This is a genomic window from Flavobacterium sp. RHBU_3, assembly GCF_046613565.1.
Classification (GTDB): Bacteria; Bacteroidota; Bacteroidia; order Flavobacteriales; family Flavobacteriaceae; genus Flavobacterium.
The window spans coordinates 44292-58868 of record NZ_JBKJHC010000009.1 but is presented as its reverse complement, the minus strand read 5'-3'; the positions used below and the strand labels follow the sequence as shown (position 1 = coordinate 58868).

The window sequence follows — 14577 nt, the reverse complement described above, 5'->3', positions numbered from 1 at the left end:
CCGCCATCATTATAGCGGCAGTTTTTTTTAAAAATTAGCACCTTCTTTTACACTTACATAGCTGTTTCCTTTAGTTATTATATCTTCAACAGCTACTACCGGGGCGGGCAGTGCGCGGTTAGCCTGGGCTATACGGTTAGCTAAATCTTCGGCATTAAGCGTGGGTTGTGCCACCTCCCTTGATACTATACCCCCCGATGCAAAATAGTTTGGAGCACTACCCCCTCCTGCCGGAAACGTATTGTTAAACGCCATAAAGTGCCGTGCTGCATTACGGTTCATAACGCCTATAACCTCGCCGGCTTCGGCCTCAAAACGGGTGCCGTCTTCGCCGGTAAACAGGGTGCCGCCCTGGCTGTGCCTTTTACCACCTATGCTAAACAGGGCGCCTTTTTCGGCCTTCGGGGTTTTGGTGCTGGTTATCTTTTTTACGTTTGCAATACCCGCCGCTACCGCAAGGCCGGCCGATACTGGGCCCATTACAAGACCTACGGGCCCACCTAAAGACATACCTGCAGCATAAGCTGCCACTGCACTTTTATAGGTATCTATAGTAGCCTGGGCTACTGCAATAGCTTTACCCGCAGCACTTTCCTTACCTACAATACTTTGAATAGCGGTAAAAGCCTGACTGGCAAGGGCAAGTTTATTGTCAAAAACCGCCTGGTTTATCTTCTTTTCGTTTTCGGCATTTTGTGTGTCTTCCTGTTTTTTTAATTCCCTGTACTGGTCTTCTGTAATTTTCTTTTCCAGTAATTGTTTATCCAGGTCGGCAATACGTGTTTTGTGGCGTTCTTCCTCGTCTATGCGTTGCAGTTCAAATTCGTCGGCAGCATTAGCACGTTTTATTTCCAGGTCGGTCATGGCTTCCTGAGCCTTTTGTGCTGCAGCAGCCTCTGTTGCTGCTTTTTCGGCCTCCTGTTTTACCGTTTCAATATTTTTCTCCTCTTCACTATACTTTTGCTTTATGGCAAGTTTTGCCTGCTCAAAAGCTTCGGTATTAATAAGACCTGCATCAAAACGTTTTTGCTGAAAGGCAAGCTCCTGCGTTTGAAGATCGGTAAGGCGCTTTTTTTCCTTTTCTATAAGCTCATCGTTAATTTTATCGGCAGAAATGAGGCTTTTACTGTTAGTGTCAATGTAAGCCTGTAACTCCTTTTCGGCGTATGCCACAGCTACTTCAGCCCTTTTACCCAAAATTTCGTTCCTAGCCTCCATAGTGGCTTTTTCCAGTTCCAGCTTTGCCTTAGCCGATTTATCTGAAGCTTTGTACTCAGCATTTATAATAGCCAGTTTGCGTCGGTTTACTTCCTCTGCAATAGCCAGCTCTTCCTTCATGGTATGCGCCTTATTCTTCTGGCTTTCAATGTATTTTTCCAGCTCCAGCTTTTGTATGTCTATGGCATCCCGTGCTGCCTTAGCGGCTTTTTGCCTTTGGGCTTCTTCTGCCTGTTTGCGTTTGTCTTCGGCGGCTTGCCGTTTTGCCGCAGCATCTTCGGCTATTTTTGCTTTATCGGCTTCGTAGCTTGCCAGTATGCCCTTTTCTTCGCCGCTTAGTTTTATCCGCTCTATGTTGGCTTTTTTCAGGGCATCAATCTCTTCCTGGGTAAAGCCCTTCACCTTCATCATCTTTTCGGCATAGGCGGCTCCTTGCTTTTGTAGTTCGGCTAATTCCTCTGCATTCAACCCTTTGCCCAGTGCAGCCTGCCTTACAGCCTGGTTATAAGAATCATTACTGAGTTTTTTTCGTTCTTCGAGGTTTTGCTTTTCTATGTTGTGTGCTGCTTCAAGGGCTTTTAGGCGTTCCTGTTCGCTTTTGGTTTGATCCTTAGCCACCTTCATTAGTTCGTCTATATCCTGCTTTGCCTTGGCGTTACGCTCTTCCTGTACGCTCATGGCAGCATTTAGTGCTTCCTCGCTTTGCTTCAGGGCTTCCTTGTCTTTAGCCAGTTGCTGTGCGGCTCGCCCGGCCTCGGTAGACGAACCAATAAAATCGGCAAAGGCTTCTATAACCGATGCTATACCCTCTATAAGTATTTGCAGCGGCATGGACACTATTTCTATAATGGGGCCCAAAGCTGCCATGGCTTTTTCTACCGCCTTTGTTATGGGCGGAAAGCTCATCAGCTTTTGTATGAGAGGCCCTAATATGGCAAGCAGCACACCAATGGGATTTGATGCTATTGCAGTACCCATGCCTTTAATGCCTGTAGTCATTCCTGAAAGCGAAGTAGAGAAAAGCTTACCCACGCCGCCGGCTTCCTGTGCGCGGCTTACAAAGCCGCTAATACCCCCGTTAAAAACATTAATAGCATCAAACGACTCCGTTACCTGGTCTTTGTAGTCGCTCATGGTAGTCATCAGCTTTGCATTGGCGCTGCCGTTTTCTTCCAGCCAGGTGTTGTTTTCGGCTATTTTAGCATTGATTTTACCAAGCCGTTTTTCGTAATCGTCGTCATCTATGCGCAGTTGTTTTTTTAGCTCAATAAGCTGTTTATTGTTTTGTATATAGGCATTTTCGCTGTTGTTTTGCTGGTCTACGGCTTGCTTTATGTTTTTCTTTATGTTTACCAGTTTTTCTTCCTCTGCTATTTGTGCAGATAATGCCGTTTGCTGGGTTTTATAACTTGCTTCAAGGCTTTTAAGGGCGGCGGCATTTGCCACAAATTGTTTCGAAGCTTCTTTCCCTTTTTCCTGTAGTTCGGCCTGCTTGTCTTTCAGGTCTTTAATTTTCTCGGCCGTTTTTTGGGCGTTGTCCAGCAGGTCTTTTACGTCTACATCCAGCTTTCCTATGTTTATTTTTTTTGCCATTACTCACTAAAATTTATACTTAAAATATTGCTGTACAGTGTTTGCCCGTTTGGTGCCGTAAAGGTGAGCTGTATGCTGCTGTTTGTGTTTTCGTCGTATTCGTCAAACGTCAGGCGATACTCGTACGGACTTACAACTTCTATGTTAGCACCCGGTGCGGTAAGTACAGGGTTGTAAAGTGCGGGGTGGTATAGGGTGTTTTGCCATACGGTTATGTATGGTAAACTATCGAATATGCTAAAATTTAAAACCGTAGTGCCAAACCCAAAATCTATTATGGGCGGCGTGTTTGTAAGGTTTGCTATCATGAGAACTCGATTAATATAAATCCTATAATCTCAACATTGCTCAAAACATTGTAAAACGCATCTACTATCCTGATTTCGCACACCAGTCCGTTAAATTCTGCAATCGGAAGGTAAAAGCTGAATGGAGAGGTAAATTGCGTGATTTGCTCTACCGGAAGAGTGTTCCATTCTTCGGTGTTTATTTCGCGCCATTGCAGGCCCAGTGCAGCAGGGTTATAGCTGGTGGTATATGTTAGGCTTACGTTGTAGCGGTGTGTAGTATTGTTAGTGGTACTGCTAACTTGGGTTATGCTTATTTCGCGGGTTAACTGCTGGGTTTCTCCAAAAATTACTTTAACCAGCTCGCAGGTGGTGGGCTTGCCCGGGGTGTAATTGTTTATTTTGTTCAGTAAATAGTAGCTGCCCAACTGCTCTATGTAATACAGCTTCAGGAAATCAAGCTGGGCTATGTCGCCTTCGTTCAACCATAACTCGGCGGTTATTATACAGGCCTTGTCCAGTATGCGGTTCAGGTCGCTGTAGTAGTCCTGAAGTATATCGGTAAAAGGCAGCTTCCAGTAGCTTTCTGCATACGAATATGCCGTAGGTATAGAGCCGCCTATGGTTAAGTCCCTAATGGTTACACTCTCAGTATACTGTTCTGCCCGGAGGAAATAATAGCGTTTGTCCAGCGCTTTGTACTTTACAGTACTTACGCCGTCACTGTCTTCGCTAACCTCTTTTTCCCAAAGTTTGTATACCCCCGATGTACGGTTAAGATACGGTGTGCGGTTAAGTTCAGGACTGTATATTTTGCTTTTTATGGCATCGCGGCTTTCGGCAAGGTTTACATTTTCTACAGGTATGCATGCATCGTTATGGCTGCTTTCCTTGTCGTTGTAGGCGTACCGGAACCAGTTTTGCTGGGCATAGCTGCCGTACACGTAGTTTTCCTGTTTTTTGCTGATGAATTTACTGCTCCAGTTTTCTACATCGGGGTTTTGCATTATCTCTGCAAGGTTATAAAAGGTGTAGCTATTACTGTACTTGTCCTTTTGCATGGTAAGCCCGAAACGGTGTACCACCTCACTAAGAAAGTCGCGTATGGAGAAATCAGTAAAGGCATTGCTAAAGTTTATTTCGCCTTGTTGCAGCTGGCGTACCGTAACTTCCAGGTTTTCCCATTTATCAGCAGTAGAAAAACCAAGTCCCTGGTTAACGCCGTTTACATGCCGGAAGATAACGCTGATGCTGTCGCCTGCCGAAAGCAATACCGATGACGAGGTGTAATCAAAATCGGTATCCTTTACCTGGTTGGTTTTAATGGTGGCAATGGGCGACAGGGCATTTAACGTAGTAGCCGAAGTGTTGCTTACGTTTTTTACCACATACATGCTAAAGTTTGATGTGCTTTTTACATTGCCGGCAATGCGCAGGTTGTAATAGCCGGTTTTCTTTACCTTAATGCGGTATTTGGCACTGCTAAGGTATTCTATGTATTCGGTGTTAACCGATTCCGATTCGTTAAACTTAAGTAGTAGCGTACTCCATGTACTGCCGCTGGTGGCGCTGTTTTCGTTTGTAATGGCACTGCTGCCAAAAACGTCGCCCGAGCTGCTTTCGCCGTCTATGCCTTTCGGGAAGGTCATCCACAGGTTTTTAAAATACTGGGTGTTAAATACCGAACCGCTGTATGAAAAACCATAATAGCTGAATACCTTATCCCAAAGCCACGCTACATTTACAGAGGGTACAAGGTAATCTATAGCTACCGATGTGCCGGCACTGTTGCTGCCGGTTTTACCGTTATAGTCGGCCAGTATGTAGCGGTAGGGCAGTTCAGGGTCGGTCCATGAATCGCGCACGGCCTGCATGGTCTTGGTATGGTTAAGGTCTGAAAGATCCAGCACCGAGAGGTTTTGGTTTTCTATGGCCTTGTACAGGTCGATGATACCGTCGTAAATAACCACATCAAAGCTGTCGCCGCCATCGGTTATCATGGCCCAGCCGTTGTACACAAAACATTCGCCCGAAGCGCTGTACAGGCTGCATTCGTTTTTTTGGTACGGCACGTTGCTGTTGTTACCCACCAGGCTAAGGTACTGCACTATACGCTGGTTAGCGGCGGTTTTCGGCAGGCTGAATTTATTGGTATAGCTGGCCTGGCGGTTGTCCAGGCTGTTCAGGTCGTTTACCTGCCGGGTCTGGGCTATGGTGGTGCCGGGATCCAGGTCGGCTACCTGCCCGTTTATGTAGAGTATAAGCGACAAGAGTCATTTTTTATGGGAAATATTTTTAGGGTTGCTGGTTGTTGGTTGTTGGTTGTTGGTTGATGGGAGCTTCACTCGGATATAAAATCAAATGAGATATCTCTACTCCGCTGCGCTTAGGCCGATATGGAAGGAACTGAAAACCGTTTTGGGTACTTATTCACATTCCGAAGGAATGCTTTGTGCACTTACTCAGTTAAAAAACTTTGAGAAACTTTGCGCTTCCTTTGCGAAACTTTGGGTAATAGTCCTCTCTCTGTGTATCTCTGCGCCCGCTCCGTGAAACTCTGTGTTATCGTCTCTCGCGAAGACGCCAAGGCGCTAAGCTGAGAACTGGGACGGTAAACTCTGTGCACTTCTCACATTCCGCAGGAATGCTCTGTGTGCTTCACGAAACAACAAAAGAACTTTGAGAAACTTTGGGTAATAGTCCTCTCGGTGTATCTCTGCGCTCACTCTGGGAGACTCTGTGTTACCAAAGCAGAACTAATTTTTTACAAGCGGAAGCTTCCATCAACCAACGACCGACAACCAACAACGATTTATAAACTCACCGTATACCGTACCGGAAGCTCGATATCAAAAGCAAAATTAGTAAGGCTTTCGCGCGGGTTTTTAATGCGTGCCGATGTGGTTTTTACCGAAACCTCTATCCAGCTGCGGTAATCACTACGGCTATAGGGCTTGCCTGTAAACAGGTATACCTTGGGGCTTTCCAGCAGGTTTTGCACTATATCGCGCTGGGGCGGGGTAAGCAGTTCGGCTACAATTTTCAGGGTATCCTGCACCTCGCGGCCCACCTGTGTGGTATTGCCAAAACTGTTTTCCGGGTTTTCGAAATCCCGGTTCAGTTCGCCCAATGATTTGGCATTGCGGTCTACGGCATAGGTGTTTTCAAACAGCCAGTAGCTGTAGCCGCCCTGGGCATTGCGCCATTTTAAGTACACCCCTTCGCAGGGGGCTGCTTTTTCCAGCTGTATGAATTTTGCATCCTCAGGGCTGTCGTTTTCGCGCAGCAGCTTTAGGGTGTTGTAGCCTTTAGCTAATGGCAGAAAATCTTCCAGGGTTTCATCGGTGCGCCCGTCCGATAAAAACACACGGTCGCCATAGCCTACAACATTAAGGCTTGCCGAAACAAGGTTAGTGGTATTGGTTACTTCCATCCCGGTTACGTTACTGAAAACAGAAAAGTCAAACGGGTAACCCTCCCAGTACTTCAGGTACCAGGTATTGGCGGCATCGGGCATGGCGGGGGAAAGTACCAGCAGGTTGTTTATATTATACTCGGTATAGCTGCCTATCTGTTGCGCGGCAGCCAGCCACGTAAGGGTATACGAAGCGGTATCAGTACCGGCATCGCCCATGTTTATGGCAAAGGTAACATTGCGTTGGGTAGCCACATTGTTCATGGCGCTGTACACAAAGCTGTCGGGGTCTTCTGCGGTAAGGTTGGTTTCGGTGGTATCTTCAAAGTTGGCCGTGTTGATAAACGTACTTATATACGGCCTGAAGTTAAAATAAAAACGCCCGTTCGGGTCGGGGTACAGGCGCACCGTTACCCCGGGGTATATGGTAACATCACTATAGGCAGGTGTACCGCCCAGGGTGCTGTAAAAACGTACCACATCATTGTTGTATGCCATGCGCAGGCGGTTTGGCACTAAGGGTTTTACAAACTGTATCATGCAAAGGTTTTATCAAAAAGCGCAGAAATATCTCGGGCAAAGTTTTCAGCATACACCGGGGCTACGGCATCCATTATTTGTTGTATGCGCTGTGGGGTGGCTACCTGTTCTACGATGTTTTCGTTCTCTTTTTTGGGTTGCCAACCTTTTTGCGCAATTTTACGGGCAATGAGGTACGCCAGGCTGCTCACCGATATTTCGCCCTTAATGCGTGCGGCAATGCCCTTTTGGGTAATCCATTTTTCTATAGCCTCACTGGGAGGCGCCTTGCCGGGGCTGCGTCCGTTCAGGTAATCATCGGCTACTAAGGTAAAGCCGTTTGGCAGTTCCTGTACCTGTACTGATTTTGCCCAGTTGCCGCTTGCTTTCATGCCGCTTTGTTCGTAGCGGGCTATTACTTCCTGCCGCAGTTTTTCAAACTCGGCCCAGAGCAACGCTCTTACATTAGCCTCCATAGTTTGCCGGTGTTTTTATTTTGTAACTGCACAAAATACCGTCCATATTGGCATCCAGTGCATCGGTAACATCGATGTTATCCCATTGTATTACCTGGTGACCCATGCAGGCGAGGCTGTTGCCCAATGTGGTAAAAACAGTTAGCAGGGGTTCTATGCCGGTGGCGTATTTACCTGTTTCGGTATCGCCGGCCTCGGCATAAAAATGCAGGTTGTAGTCGGCGTGCTTTACCAAAAAGAATTTGCCCTCATACTCGGTAGCTTCTATTTTGGTGCCGGTTTGGTTATAGCTGCTTTTGCGGTTTGTAAACTCATGCAGCAGGAACATCCTGTCGGGTTCGGGCGAACCGTCGAGCAGGTTCAGGGCGGCTTTCTTGCCGTAGTGGTATTCCAGCCCGTGCGCATCGGCAAGGGAGTGGAGGGTGCGTACTATGTCCATTTTTTGTGGATTTGGTTATTCGTGGATTTGTGTATTTGGTTGTCGGTTACTGGTTGCTGGTTGTCAGTTGTTGGTTGTTGGTTGTTTGTTTTTGGTTGTGTCAAATTAATAAGTGAGAAACCACCCCGCCCGCCCTGCGAACACCCCTCCGGAGGAGGGGAATTGTGGTATTCAAAGAGCAGAGTGGCATTCCCCTCCTCCGGAGGGGTGGCGGAACGCCGGGGTGGTTTATTCAGTCACAGTTTTCAGTCGCGATATGTAAGGTATGAGTAAGCATCTGAATACTGCGACTGCGACTTTAAACTAAAACTACTTCGCTAGTTTGCTGTACTCTGCTTCCACCTCATTCTGAGTTTTAATCTGTGCCAAGAGGCTAAAGATTTCGCCGTAGGGTTTTCGACCCAAATCGTACGGGTACTGCCCGAACATTTTGCCCAACTGTACCAGCGGCAGGGTATCGCCAAAGGGTTTCAGCCTGTCGGCTCCGGCCATGTGCCACAGGTGGCTGTCGGTGCTTAGGGTATGCAGCAGGCGGGTTTCGGTTTGTATAATGCGGGTGAACTCGTTAATCAAAAAGCGCCGTGCCCCAAAGTACTCAACAACGCGCACCTTCCAGAACTGTTTTTCGGTGCAGCCGTAGCAGGTTGTAAACAGTTTTACCACATCGGGCCAGGAGCTGGTTTTGCCCAACAGCCTTATGCAGTACTTTACATTGGCATAAGGCATCTGCTGAATGTCCATCTTTTTTCCGGCAAAGGTGTTGGCGGGGTTCAGGGCTTCGAGTATGCCGTCGTACAGGGTGGTGTCGGGCAGGCGGGCGTATTGCTGTATGGTGAGGTTTTTCATTTTGTTGTGGATGCGTGGATTTGATAATACAGGGATGCGTTAATTTGTTTATTCGTTTTAGAGCACGAGTGAAGCTGTTCCCCTCTGGGAGAGGGGTTAGGAGTGTGTTAACTTCATTGTAAATTAGTAACACAGAGCTTCACGGAGGAGGCACAGAGCTTCACGGAGTTTTTTGAGAAGCTATAACCCAAAGTTTCCCGAAGGTTTTTGTGTAATTCTTGTCGCTCACAGAGCATTCCTTCGGAATGAGAGAAGAAAGCAGAGCGGTACGTAGGAGTGAGCAACAATAAACCACAAAACCGCCCTGTCATGGTGAGCGGAGGAACGGAGCGTGACAAATAAAGGGCTGAAAAGTGTTAAAATAAATTGTCTTCTATGTCATTGTCATTTGAAGATAGAGCATTAAAGATTTTTAATTTTAGTTCTTCGGAGTAGTCGTCTTGATGTATAACGGAATCTATAATTTCAAATAATAATTCTTTAGAAACTTTATTGTCAGCTACATGAACTGCGATGTTTTCCATCTCTTTAATAAAATGATCTACTTTAAAACCCAAAGCATTGATTTCCATAAAATATGATGATAGTGCTATAGACGAGCGCTTGTTTCCATCATTGAAAGCATGATTTTTGTTTATAGAATAAAATAAATGGCAAACCTTATCCTCAATACTGGGATAGTAAAGATCATTTTTTATATGCTCTAATACACTTTCAATTAGTCCGATGTTAAGTATGCCTTTCCGCCCACCACTATTTTCAATTATAAAATCTTGAACTTGTATAGCATGTTTTATGTCAAAATATATAAAAGCCATTATCTATCCTTTAAGCGTTTGAAGACGTCCATGTTTTCATTAAGTCTATCCTCTAAGGATTTGCTTTGCTCACCTAAAAATCTGTCGAAGTCCTCGATGCTTACTGTACTAATGTATTCTTCCAGTTTTTCATGTAAAGAATCTCTAAAGGCCATATCTCTACTGGCCATTAATCCCCTAGCTTTTTCTCTTAAAGGTTCATACAGCTTGTCAGTCAACTTTTCAAAATCTCTGAATATTTCATGTGCTTCAGAAAGTGTAAATTTATTTCCGTTATTAGATTCAAATCGATTTTTCAGAAATGAAGCAAATCCATTTTCGTAGCTGCTTATTAAATCTAAAATCTCAGAATACATGGTTGAGCGAACATTTTCTTTAGAATTCAAATCCAGTACTTTACGATATTCTTTTGCATTTTCTTTGAAAATACTTTTGTAAATTTTATCGGTTAGCTGGCCGTATTTAAATTTGTTTTCTGTTATATAAAAGTCGATCGAGTTTGTAAATTCTTTTCTGTAATTGAACTCCCGTAATGCGGATGGCAAAAAATCCTCTTCACGTTGGTTGATGTATTTTGTTGAACCTCCAAGTTTTTTGTTTAGGACATCAATTACAATATTTAGTATAAAGCTCCTAACTTCTTTAGCTCTCTCCGAAGTTTGAAGTAACATACCTAGATTTAACAGTGCTTTAAATGTAAATACTGCTAAACTGGCAGCTCTTTTTCCAATTAACTCTGTATCATCGTCTTGCATCAACTGACCGACATTGATGTCGGTCAGTTGATTTACGGTTTCTTTAAATGACTTTAATTTTAAACCTTTAAAAATTTCAAAGCCAGATTGACTTAGCTCATCTGCATGTTCTACTAATAATCTCTCAATGGTTCTGTTATCAACGTCGTAGAATCTTACTATTTGATTTAATGTATATCTAAATTTGCCTTCAAAGAAAATACCTTCAAAACCTAATTGATTGTATATTTCCTTAATAGCAGAATTGTTATTGAGGACATTCGTTCTATCAATTTTTGAATTTGTAAGATCTTTTTGCATATTCATAAAGTATTAGAACAAAGTTAAATAAAATTATTATAATTGGGTTCAATATAAAAACTACCCCACCCGCACCCTTGCCGAATAATCTTTCCTGAGCGCGAACCAGTACCGCATCATTATACTATCCCATTCGTCTGGGGAGCGGCCGATGAGTTCCTTAACGCGGTCTTTGGGGATAATGCCCTGCTTGCCGTCGCGGTCGATGTCCTTTAGTTTTACCTGTTCCATTTCTTCGGTAACGGTTTGCACAAGCGTAGGGTCGTGGCACAGTTCGCCTGCCTGGCGGTTGGTTATCATCTCCGCCATTTTAATGCTGCACTGGCTTTTCAGGTTGTCGAAGTTGGGTTTTACGTAAGTATCGCCCTGGCGCATTTCCAGGGGTGCCGAGTTGTTTACAAAGCCCTTGCACCGCAAAAAATCGATCACCCCGCCGCCCACCCCGTCTTCGTCGGCTACAATGTTGCTCAGCGCCACCCCGTATTTGGATTGCAAAATCTTAGCCCTGCCCACCACTTCGTCCAATCCCGAACGGGCTATGGCATAGCGGGCAATGCACACCCAGCCGTGCCATACGCGAAACACGGTTTTATCCCTGCCCTTGCGCGCCACGTCTATGGTCATGTACTTAACGCCCTGAGGGGTAAGGTGGGCGGGGTTAAAATAATCGGTTATGGCATCGTGGTCCATAAGCGTGGCGGGGTCGTCGTCGTACTCCCAGTTGCCGTAATACAGGCGTTCCCTGCTGTTTTTATCGAGCCGTAAAAGCGACTGTAAGTAGCTGGGGTGCAGGTGCGGGTTATCTGCCGGGAGGCTTTGTATAAACCTGCGGTAGGCGGGGAGTGAGCCCTCGCGCCAGTGCTTGTAAAACTCCTTGTACGCCCAGTTTTTTACGGGGTTGCAACTGCCCAAAAGTTTTGGTATCAGACCAAATTCGGTGAGTTTGTAGCGTATGCGGCTCTTTACCATTTGCCATGCCTGGTAGGCCACCTGGCTGCATTCGTCTATAAAAGCACCGGTAATTTCGAGCGAACCCAGGCTGTCAAAATTTGGGTCGGATGGGTAGTGGAACAGGTCTTTCAGCAATATCTGGCTGCCGTTTTTCCAGTAAATAATGTTTTCGGTGGGTTTGTAATGAAATTGCGGACTCAGCTTGAGCATGGTAGCCAGCTCGAAGAAGGTGTTCAGTGTGGTTTCCTTCAGGGTTTTGAGCTTGCTGCGCCCCATAAGCCAGCGCGAACCGGGGTATTTTTGGCACATTTCCATAAGCCAAAGGCAGCCCAGGGCGCTTTTGCCGCCGCCTGCCGCCCCGCCGTACAGGAGTTCTTCGGTAACAGAATCTTTAAGGAACCAAATGGCGTGTTGTTGTTTAGGCAGTAGCTTCATCATCCTGCAACGGATTGTGGCCCTCGCCCAAATTTAGCGTTACCCCGCGTGGGGTGTCGTCTGTGTCGTCGCATTTTTCATTCCACTGCTTGGGGTTGCGGTTGCGCAGCCAAAACTGCTGGCTCCTAAAATCGGCCGGAATGTGTTTTTCTACCTCCACTATTTCCACGCGTTCTTTTTCTACGCGTTTGCCGTTTTCGTCGTAATACACCTCCTTGCATTTTATGGCCTGCTTTAGGGTAATAATCCTGTCGAGGGTAGACTGGTACAGCGCGTCTTCCACGGCCCAATCGGCTGCTGTTTTCGCCGGAACTAACGCATTTTTAAACTCGGGATAGCGTTTTTTCCACTTTGAAATGGTGCCGCGGCTTACGCCAAATGCCACCGCAAGGCTGCTGACTGTAGCGCCTTGTAGACTCAGTTCACGGGCCTGCTCGGCATATTGTGGTTTGTATAAGGATGTTGTTTTTTTGGGCGGGGCGGAAGCAGGTGGTACTGCTTTCATGGTGTGGTGGTTAGGGGAATATTATTTTGTTAATTTTTTAAAAATAAATATATTTGGTAGGTTAACCAACCTTCTTATTTATGAAAATTACCCGTATAAAAATTGAGAATTTTAGGTCTATTGAAAAAAGTGAGTTTTCTACAAAAGACTTCAATATTTTTGTAGGCCAAAATAATTGTGGAAAAACAAATTTCTTTGAAGCCGTACAATTCTTTTTTAATGGTGTAAGTAGAGGAGGAAGTCTTGATCAGCTAAGATTTAAACGCGATCCCCAGAAAGAAATATTAGTTGAATTGGAGTTTTCTGGAGCATTAAATGGAGCCGATAAAATGCGAAATGAAGCAAACAAAACTAAAATTTTAGCAGCATTAGATGGAAATGATATTGTGGTTGTTCAAAGATCAAGTACAAATGTTGCCAAAAGAAAAGTATTCGTTAACGGAAATCCAGTAAATCCGGGAACAGGTTTTGATGCTGCGTTCAATGATTTTCTTCCCAAGTTTGAGTATATTCACACGAAGCAATATTATGATTCGGTTTCAAAATGGTCTAAGACAACTCCTATAGGTATTATGTTATCTGGGGTATTAAATGCCATTTTGGAGGAAGACCCTAAATACAAAGAGTTTCAAGAAAAATTCAGAGAGCTCTTTGAGGATGAAAATTCTGAAATCAGGGCTAAGTTTGAGGCTATGGGGGATACTGTTAAGGTACACTTAGAAAAACAGTTTCCGGATACTTCAAAAGTAAAATTTGAGGTGACAGCACCTGCTTTCGATGATTTATTAAAAAGTTTCGAAACTTCTATTGATGACGGCGTTGAAACGTCCGCAGAGGAAAAGGGTGATGGTATGCAACGTGCATTAATGTTGGCAATCATACAAGCCTATGCTGATTTTAGAAAGAAGAATGACGACATAGGGAAATCATTTTTATTTTTTATTGACGAGGCAGAATTACATCTTCATCCTTCAGCACAAAGGAATTTAAAAGAAGTCCTTTATGAATTGTCTCAGGATACTGACCAGGTTTTTATAAATACACACTCATCTGTATTTGTTGCCGATGACTTTCCAAACCAAACAATATGTAAAGTTCAAAAATATGAAGGCGCAACCGAAATAATTGTTACAACCCCAATAGATAAACCCTACGTTGTATTTGAACTACTTGGTGGTAGTCCTGCTGATCTGCTTCTTCCGCGTAATTTTTTAATTGTTGAAGGCTTAAGCGAGTTTGAATTACTCACGCGTGTCATCAAGAGATTTTATTCTGAAAAACCTCAAATTCAGATTATTCAAGCAAATGGTGATTTAGATCAGGCTGAACGTACAATAAACGCCATTGAGAAATCATTTACTCCTTTAAATTCAAGTATATATAAGGATAGACTTATCTTATTGCTTGACCAGCCTCATCCCGATAAGCTTGGAGGGGTAAATGACTTTAGAAAGCGATTTAGATCTTTAGATGCGAATAGACAACTTTTTCTTTTAGGTTTACGCGACATTGAGCAACACTATCCAAATCAAGTATGTCAAACATATGGGAATTGGAAAAAGAGTCAAGATGATTGTGATGCTATGAACGGTAAGAAAAAAAGGCAATTAGCAAAGTACGTTGGTGATAATATTTCTAAAGAGCAATTTGAAGCTGACTTAGTACTATGTTACGAAGCATTGGAGAGGTGCTGGGAGTTAGCTTATCAAAATTAATTAATTATTTCAAATTCTCCTTCAAGACATCTGACAGGTATTTCTTGTTGTTCCGAATGAACCCAAATACAATTTTTGAATTGTGCTTTGTGTTCTTCGGGGCATTCGCAGCATTCATGTATCGAGTCTACTTTCAGTCCGAAAGTTGCTTCAAGGGTTTTACTAAGTATTTTGATTTTCATAAGTTGTATTATTATATTATTTATAGTAGTTGTTTTTCAGAGCTAATAATACCTCCTCCCCACTTTTAACCAAAAGCGGGGAGGAGCTACCATATTAAATTTTCCATTATGTCAAAGAACTAC

At 44.3% G+C, this 14577-nt stretch carries 12 protein-coding genes; 1 reads left to right on the top strand and 11 read right to left on the bottom strand.

Annotated elements, in window-relative coordinates:
- Positions 1–27: 27 nt before the first annotated feature.
- From ACLI1A_RS13365 to ACLI1A_RS13315, 11 genes are all read right to left on the bottom strand, one after another.
- Positions 28–2811 carry a hypothetical protein gene (locus ACLI1A_RS13365; protein WP_411409175.1) on the bottom strand — a complete coding sequence of 928 codons (2784 nt, stop codon included), beginning with the start codon at positions 2809–2811 and terminating at the stop codon, positions 28–30.
- Positions 2811–3119 (bottom strand): hypothetical protein, encoded by a 309-nt coding sequence (locus ACLI1A_RS13360; RefSeq protein ID WP_411409174.1) that lies wholly within the window; start codon positions 3117–3119, stop codon positions 2811–2813. The genes ACLI1A_RS13365 and ACLI1A_RS13360 overlap by 1 nt, the downstream gene beginning before the upstream one ends.
- Positions 3116–5368: a hypothetical protein gene (locus ACLI1A_RS13355; protein ID WP_411409173.1), complete on the bottom strand. Its 2253-nt coding sequence runs from the start codon at positions 5366–5368 to the stop codon at positions 3116–3118. Before ACLI1A_RS13355 ends, ACLI1A_RS13360 begins: the two co-directional genes overlap by 4 nt.
- 542 nt (positions 5369–5910) lie before the next feature.
- Positions 5911–7053: a hypothetical protein gene (locus tag ACLI1A_RS13350; RefSeq protein WP_411409172.1), complete on the bottom strand. Its 1143-nt coding sequence runs from the start codon at positions 7051–7053 to the stop codon at positions 5911–5913.
- Positions 7050–7508 (bottom strand): hypothetical protein, encoded by a 459-nt coding sequence (locus ACLI1A_RS13345; RefSeq protein WP_411409171.1) that lies wholly within the window; start codon positions 7506–7508, stop codon positions 7050–7052. Before ACLI1A_RS13345 ends, ACLI1A_RS13350 begins: the two co-directional genes overlap by 4 nt.
- The gene (locus tag ACLI1A_RS13340) at positions 7498–7947 is read right to left on the bottom strand and encodes a hypothetical protein (protein ID WP_411409170.1); all 450 of its coding nucleotides are present in this window, start codon (positions 7945–7947) and stop codon (positions 7498–7500) included. The genes ACLI1A_RS13345 and ACLI1A_RS13340 overlap by 11 nt, the downstream gene beginning before the upstream one ends.
- Positions 7948–8256: 309 nt before the next feature.
- Complete coding sequence (locus ACLI1A_RS13335; RefSeq protein ID WP_411409169.1) at positions 8257–8793, bottom strand: hypothetical protein; 537 nt, start codon at positions 8791–8793, stop codon at positions 8257–8259.
- 356 nt (positions 8794–9149) lie between these two features.
- Positions 9150–9611, bottom strand: coding sequence for a type II toxin-antitoxin system death-on-curing family toxin (locus ACLI1A_RS13330; protein ID WP_411409168.1), 462 nt, complete (start codon positions 9609–9611; stop codon positions 9150–9152).
- Positions 9611–10666: a DNA-binding protein gene (locus ACLI1A_RS13325; RefSeq protein WP_411409167.1), complete on the bottom strand. Its 1056-nt coding sequence runs from the start codon at positions 10664–10666 to the stop codon at positions 9611–9613. The genes ACLI1A_RS13330 and ACLI1A_RS13325 overlap by 1 nt, the downstream gene beginning before the upstream one ends.
- Before the next feature lie 60 nt (positions 10667–10726).
- Entirely contained in the window at positions 10727–12055 is a 1329-nt protein-coding gene (locus ACLI1A_RS13320; protein WP_411409166.1) for a phage terminase large subunit, read from the bottom strand.
- Positions 12036–12557 (bottom strand): helix-turn-helix domain-containing protein, encoded by a 522-nt coding sequence (locus ACLI1A_RS13315; RefSeq protein ID WP_411409165.1) that lies wholly within the window; start codon positions 12555–12557, stop codon positions 12036–12038. Before ACLI1A_RS13315 ends, ACLI1A_RS13320 begins: the two co-directional genes overlap by 20 nt.
- An 80-nt stretch (positions 12558–12637) precedes the next feature.
- Here ACLI1A_RS13315 and ACLI1A_RS13310 point away from each other — a divergent pair, with 80 nt between their 5' ends.
- Positions 12638–14272: an ATP-dependent nuclease gene (locus ACLI1A_RS13310; protein WP_411409164.1), complete on the top strand. Its 1635-nt coding sequence runs from the start codon at positions 12638–12640 to the stop codon at positions 14270–14272.
- Positions 14273–14577 lie beyond the last annotated feature (305 nt).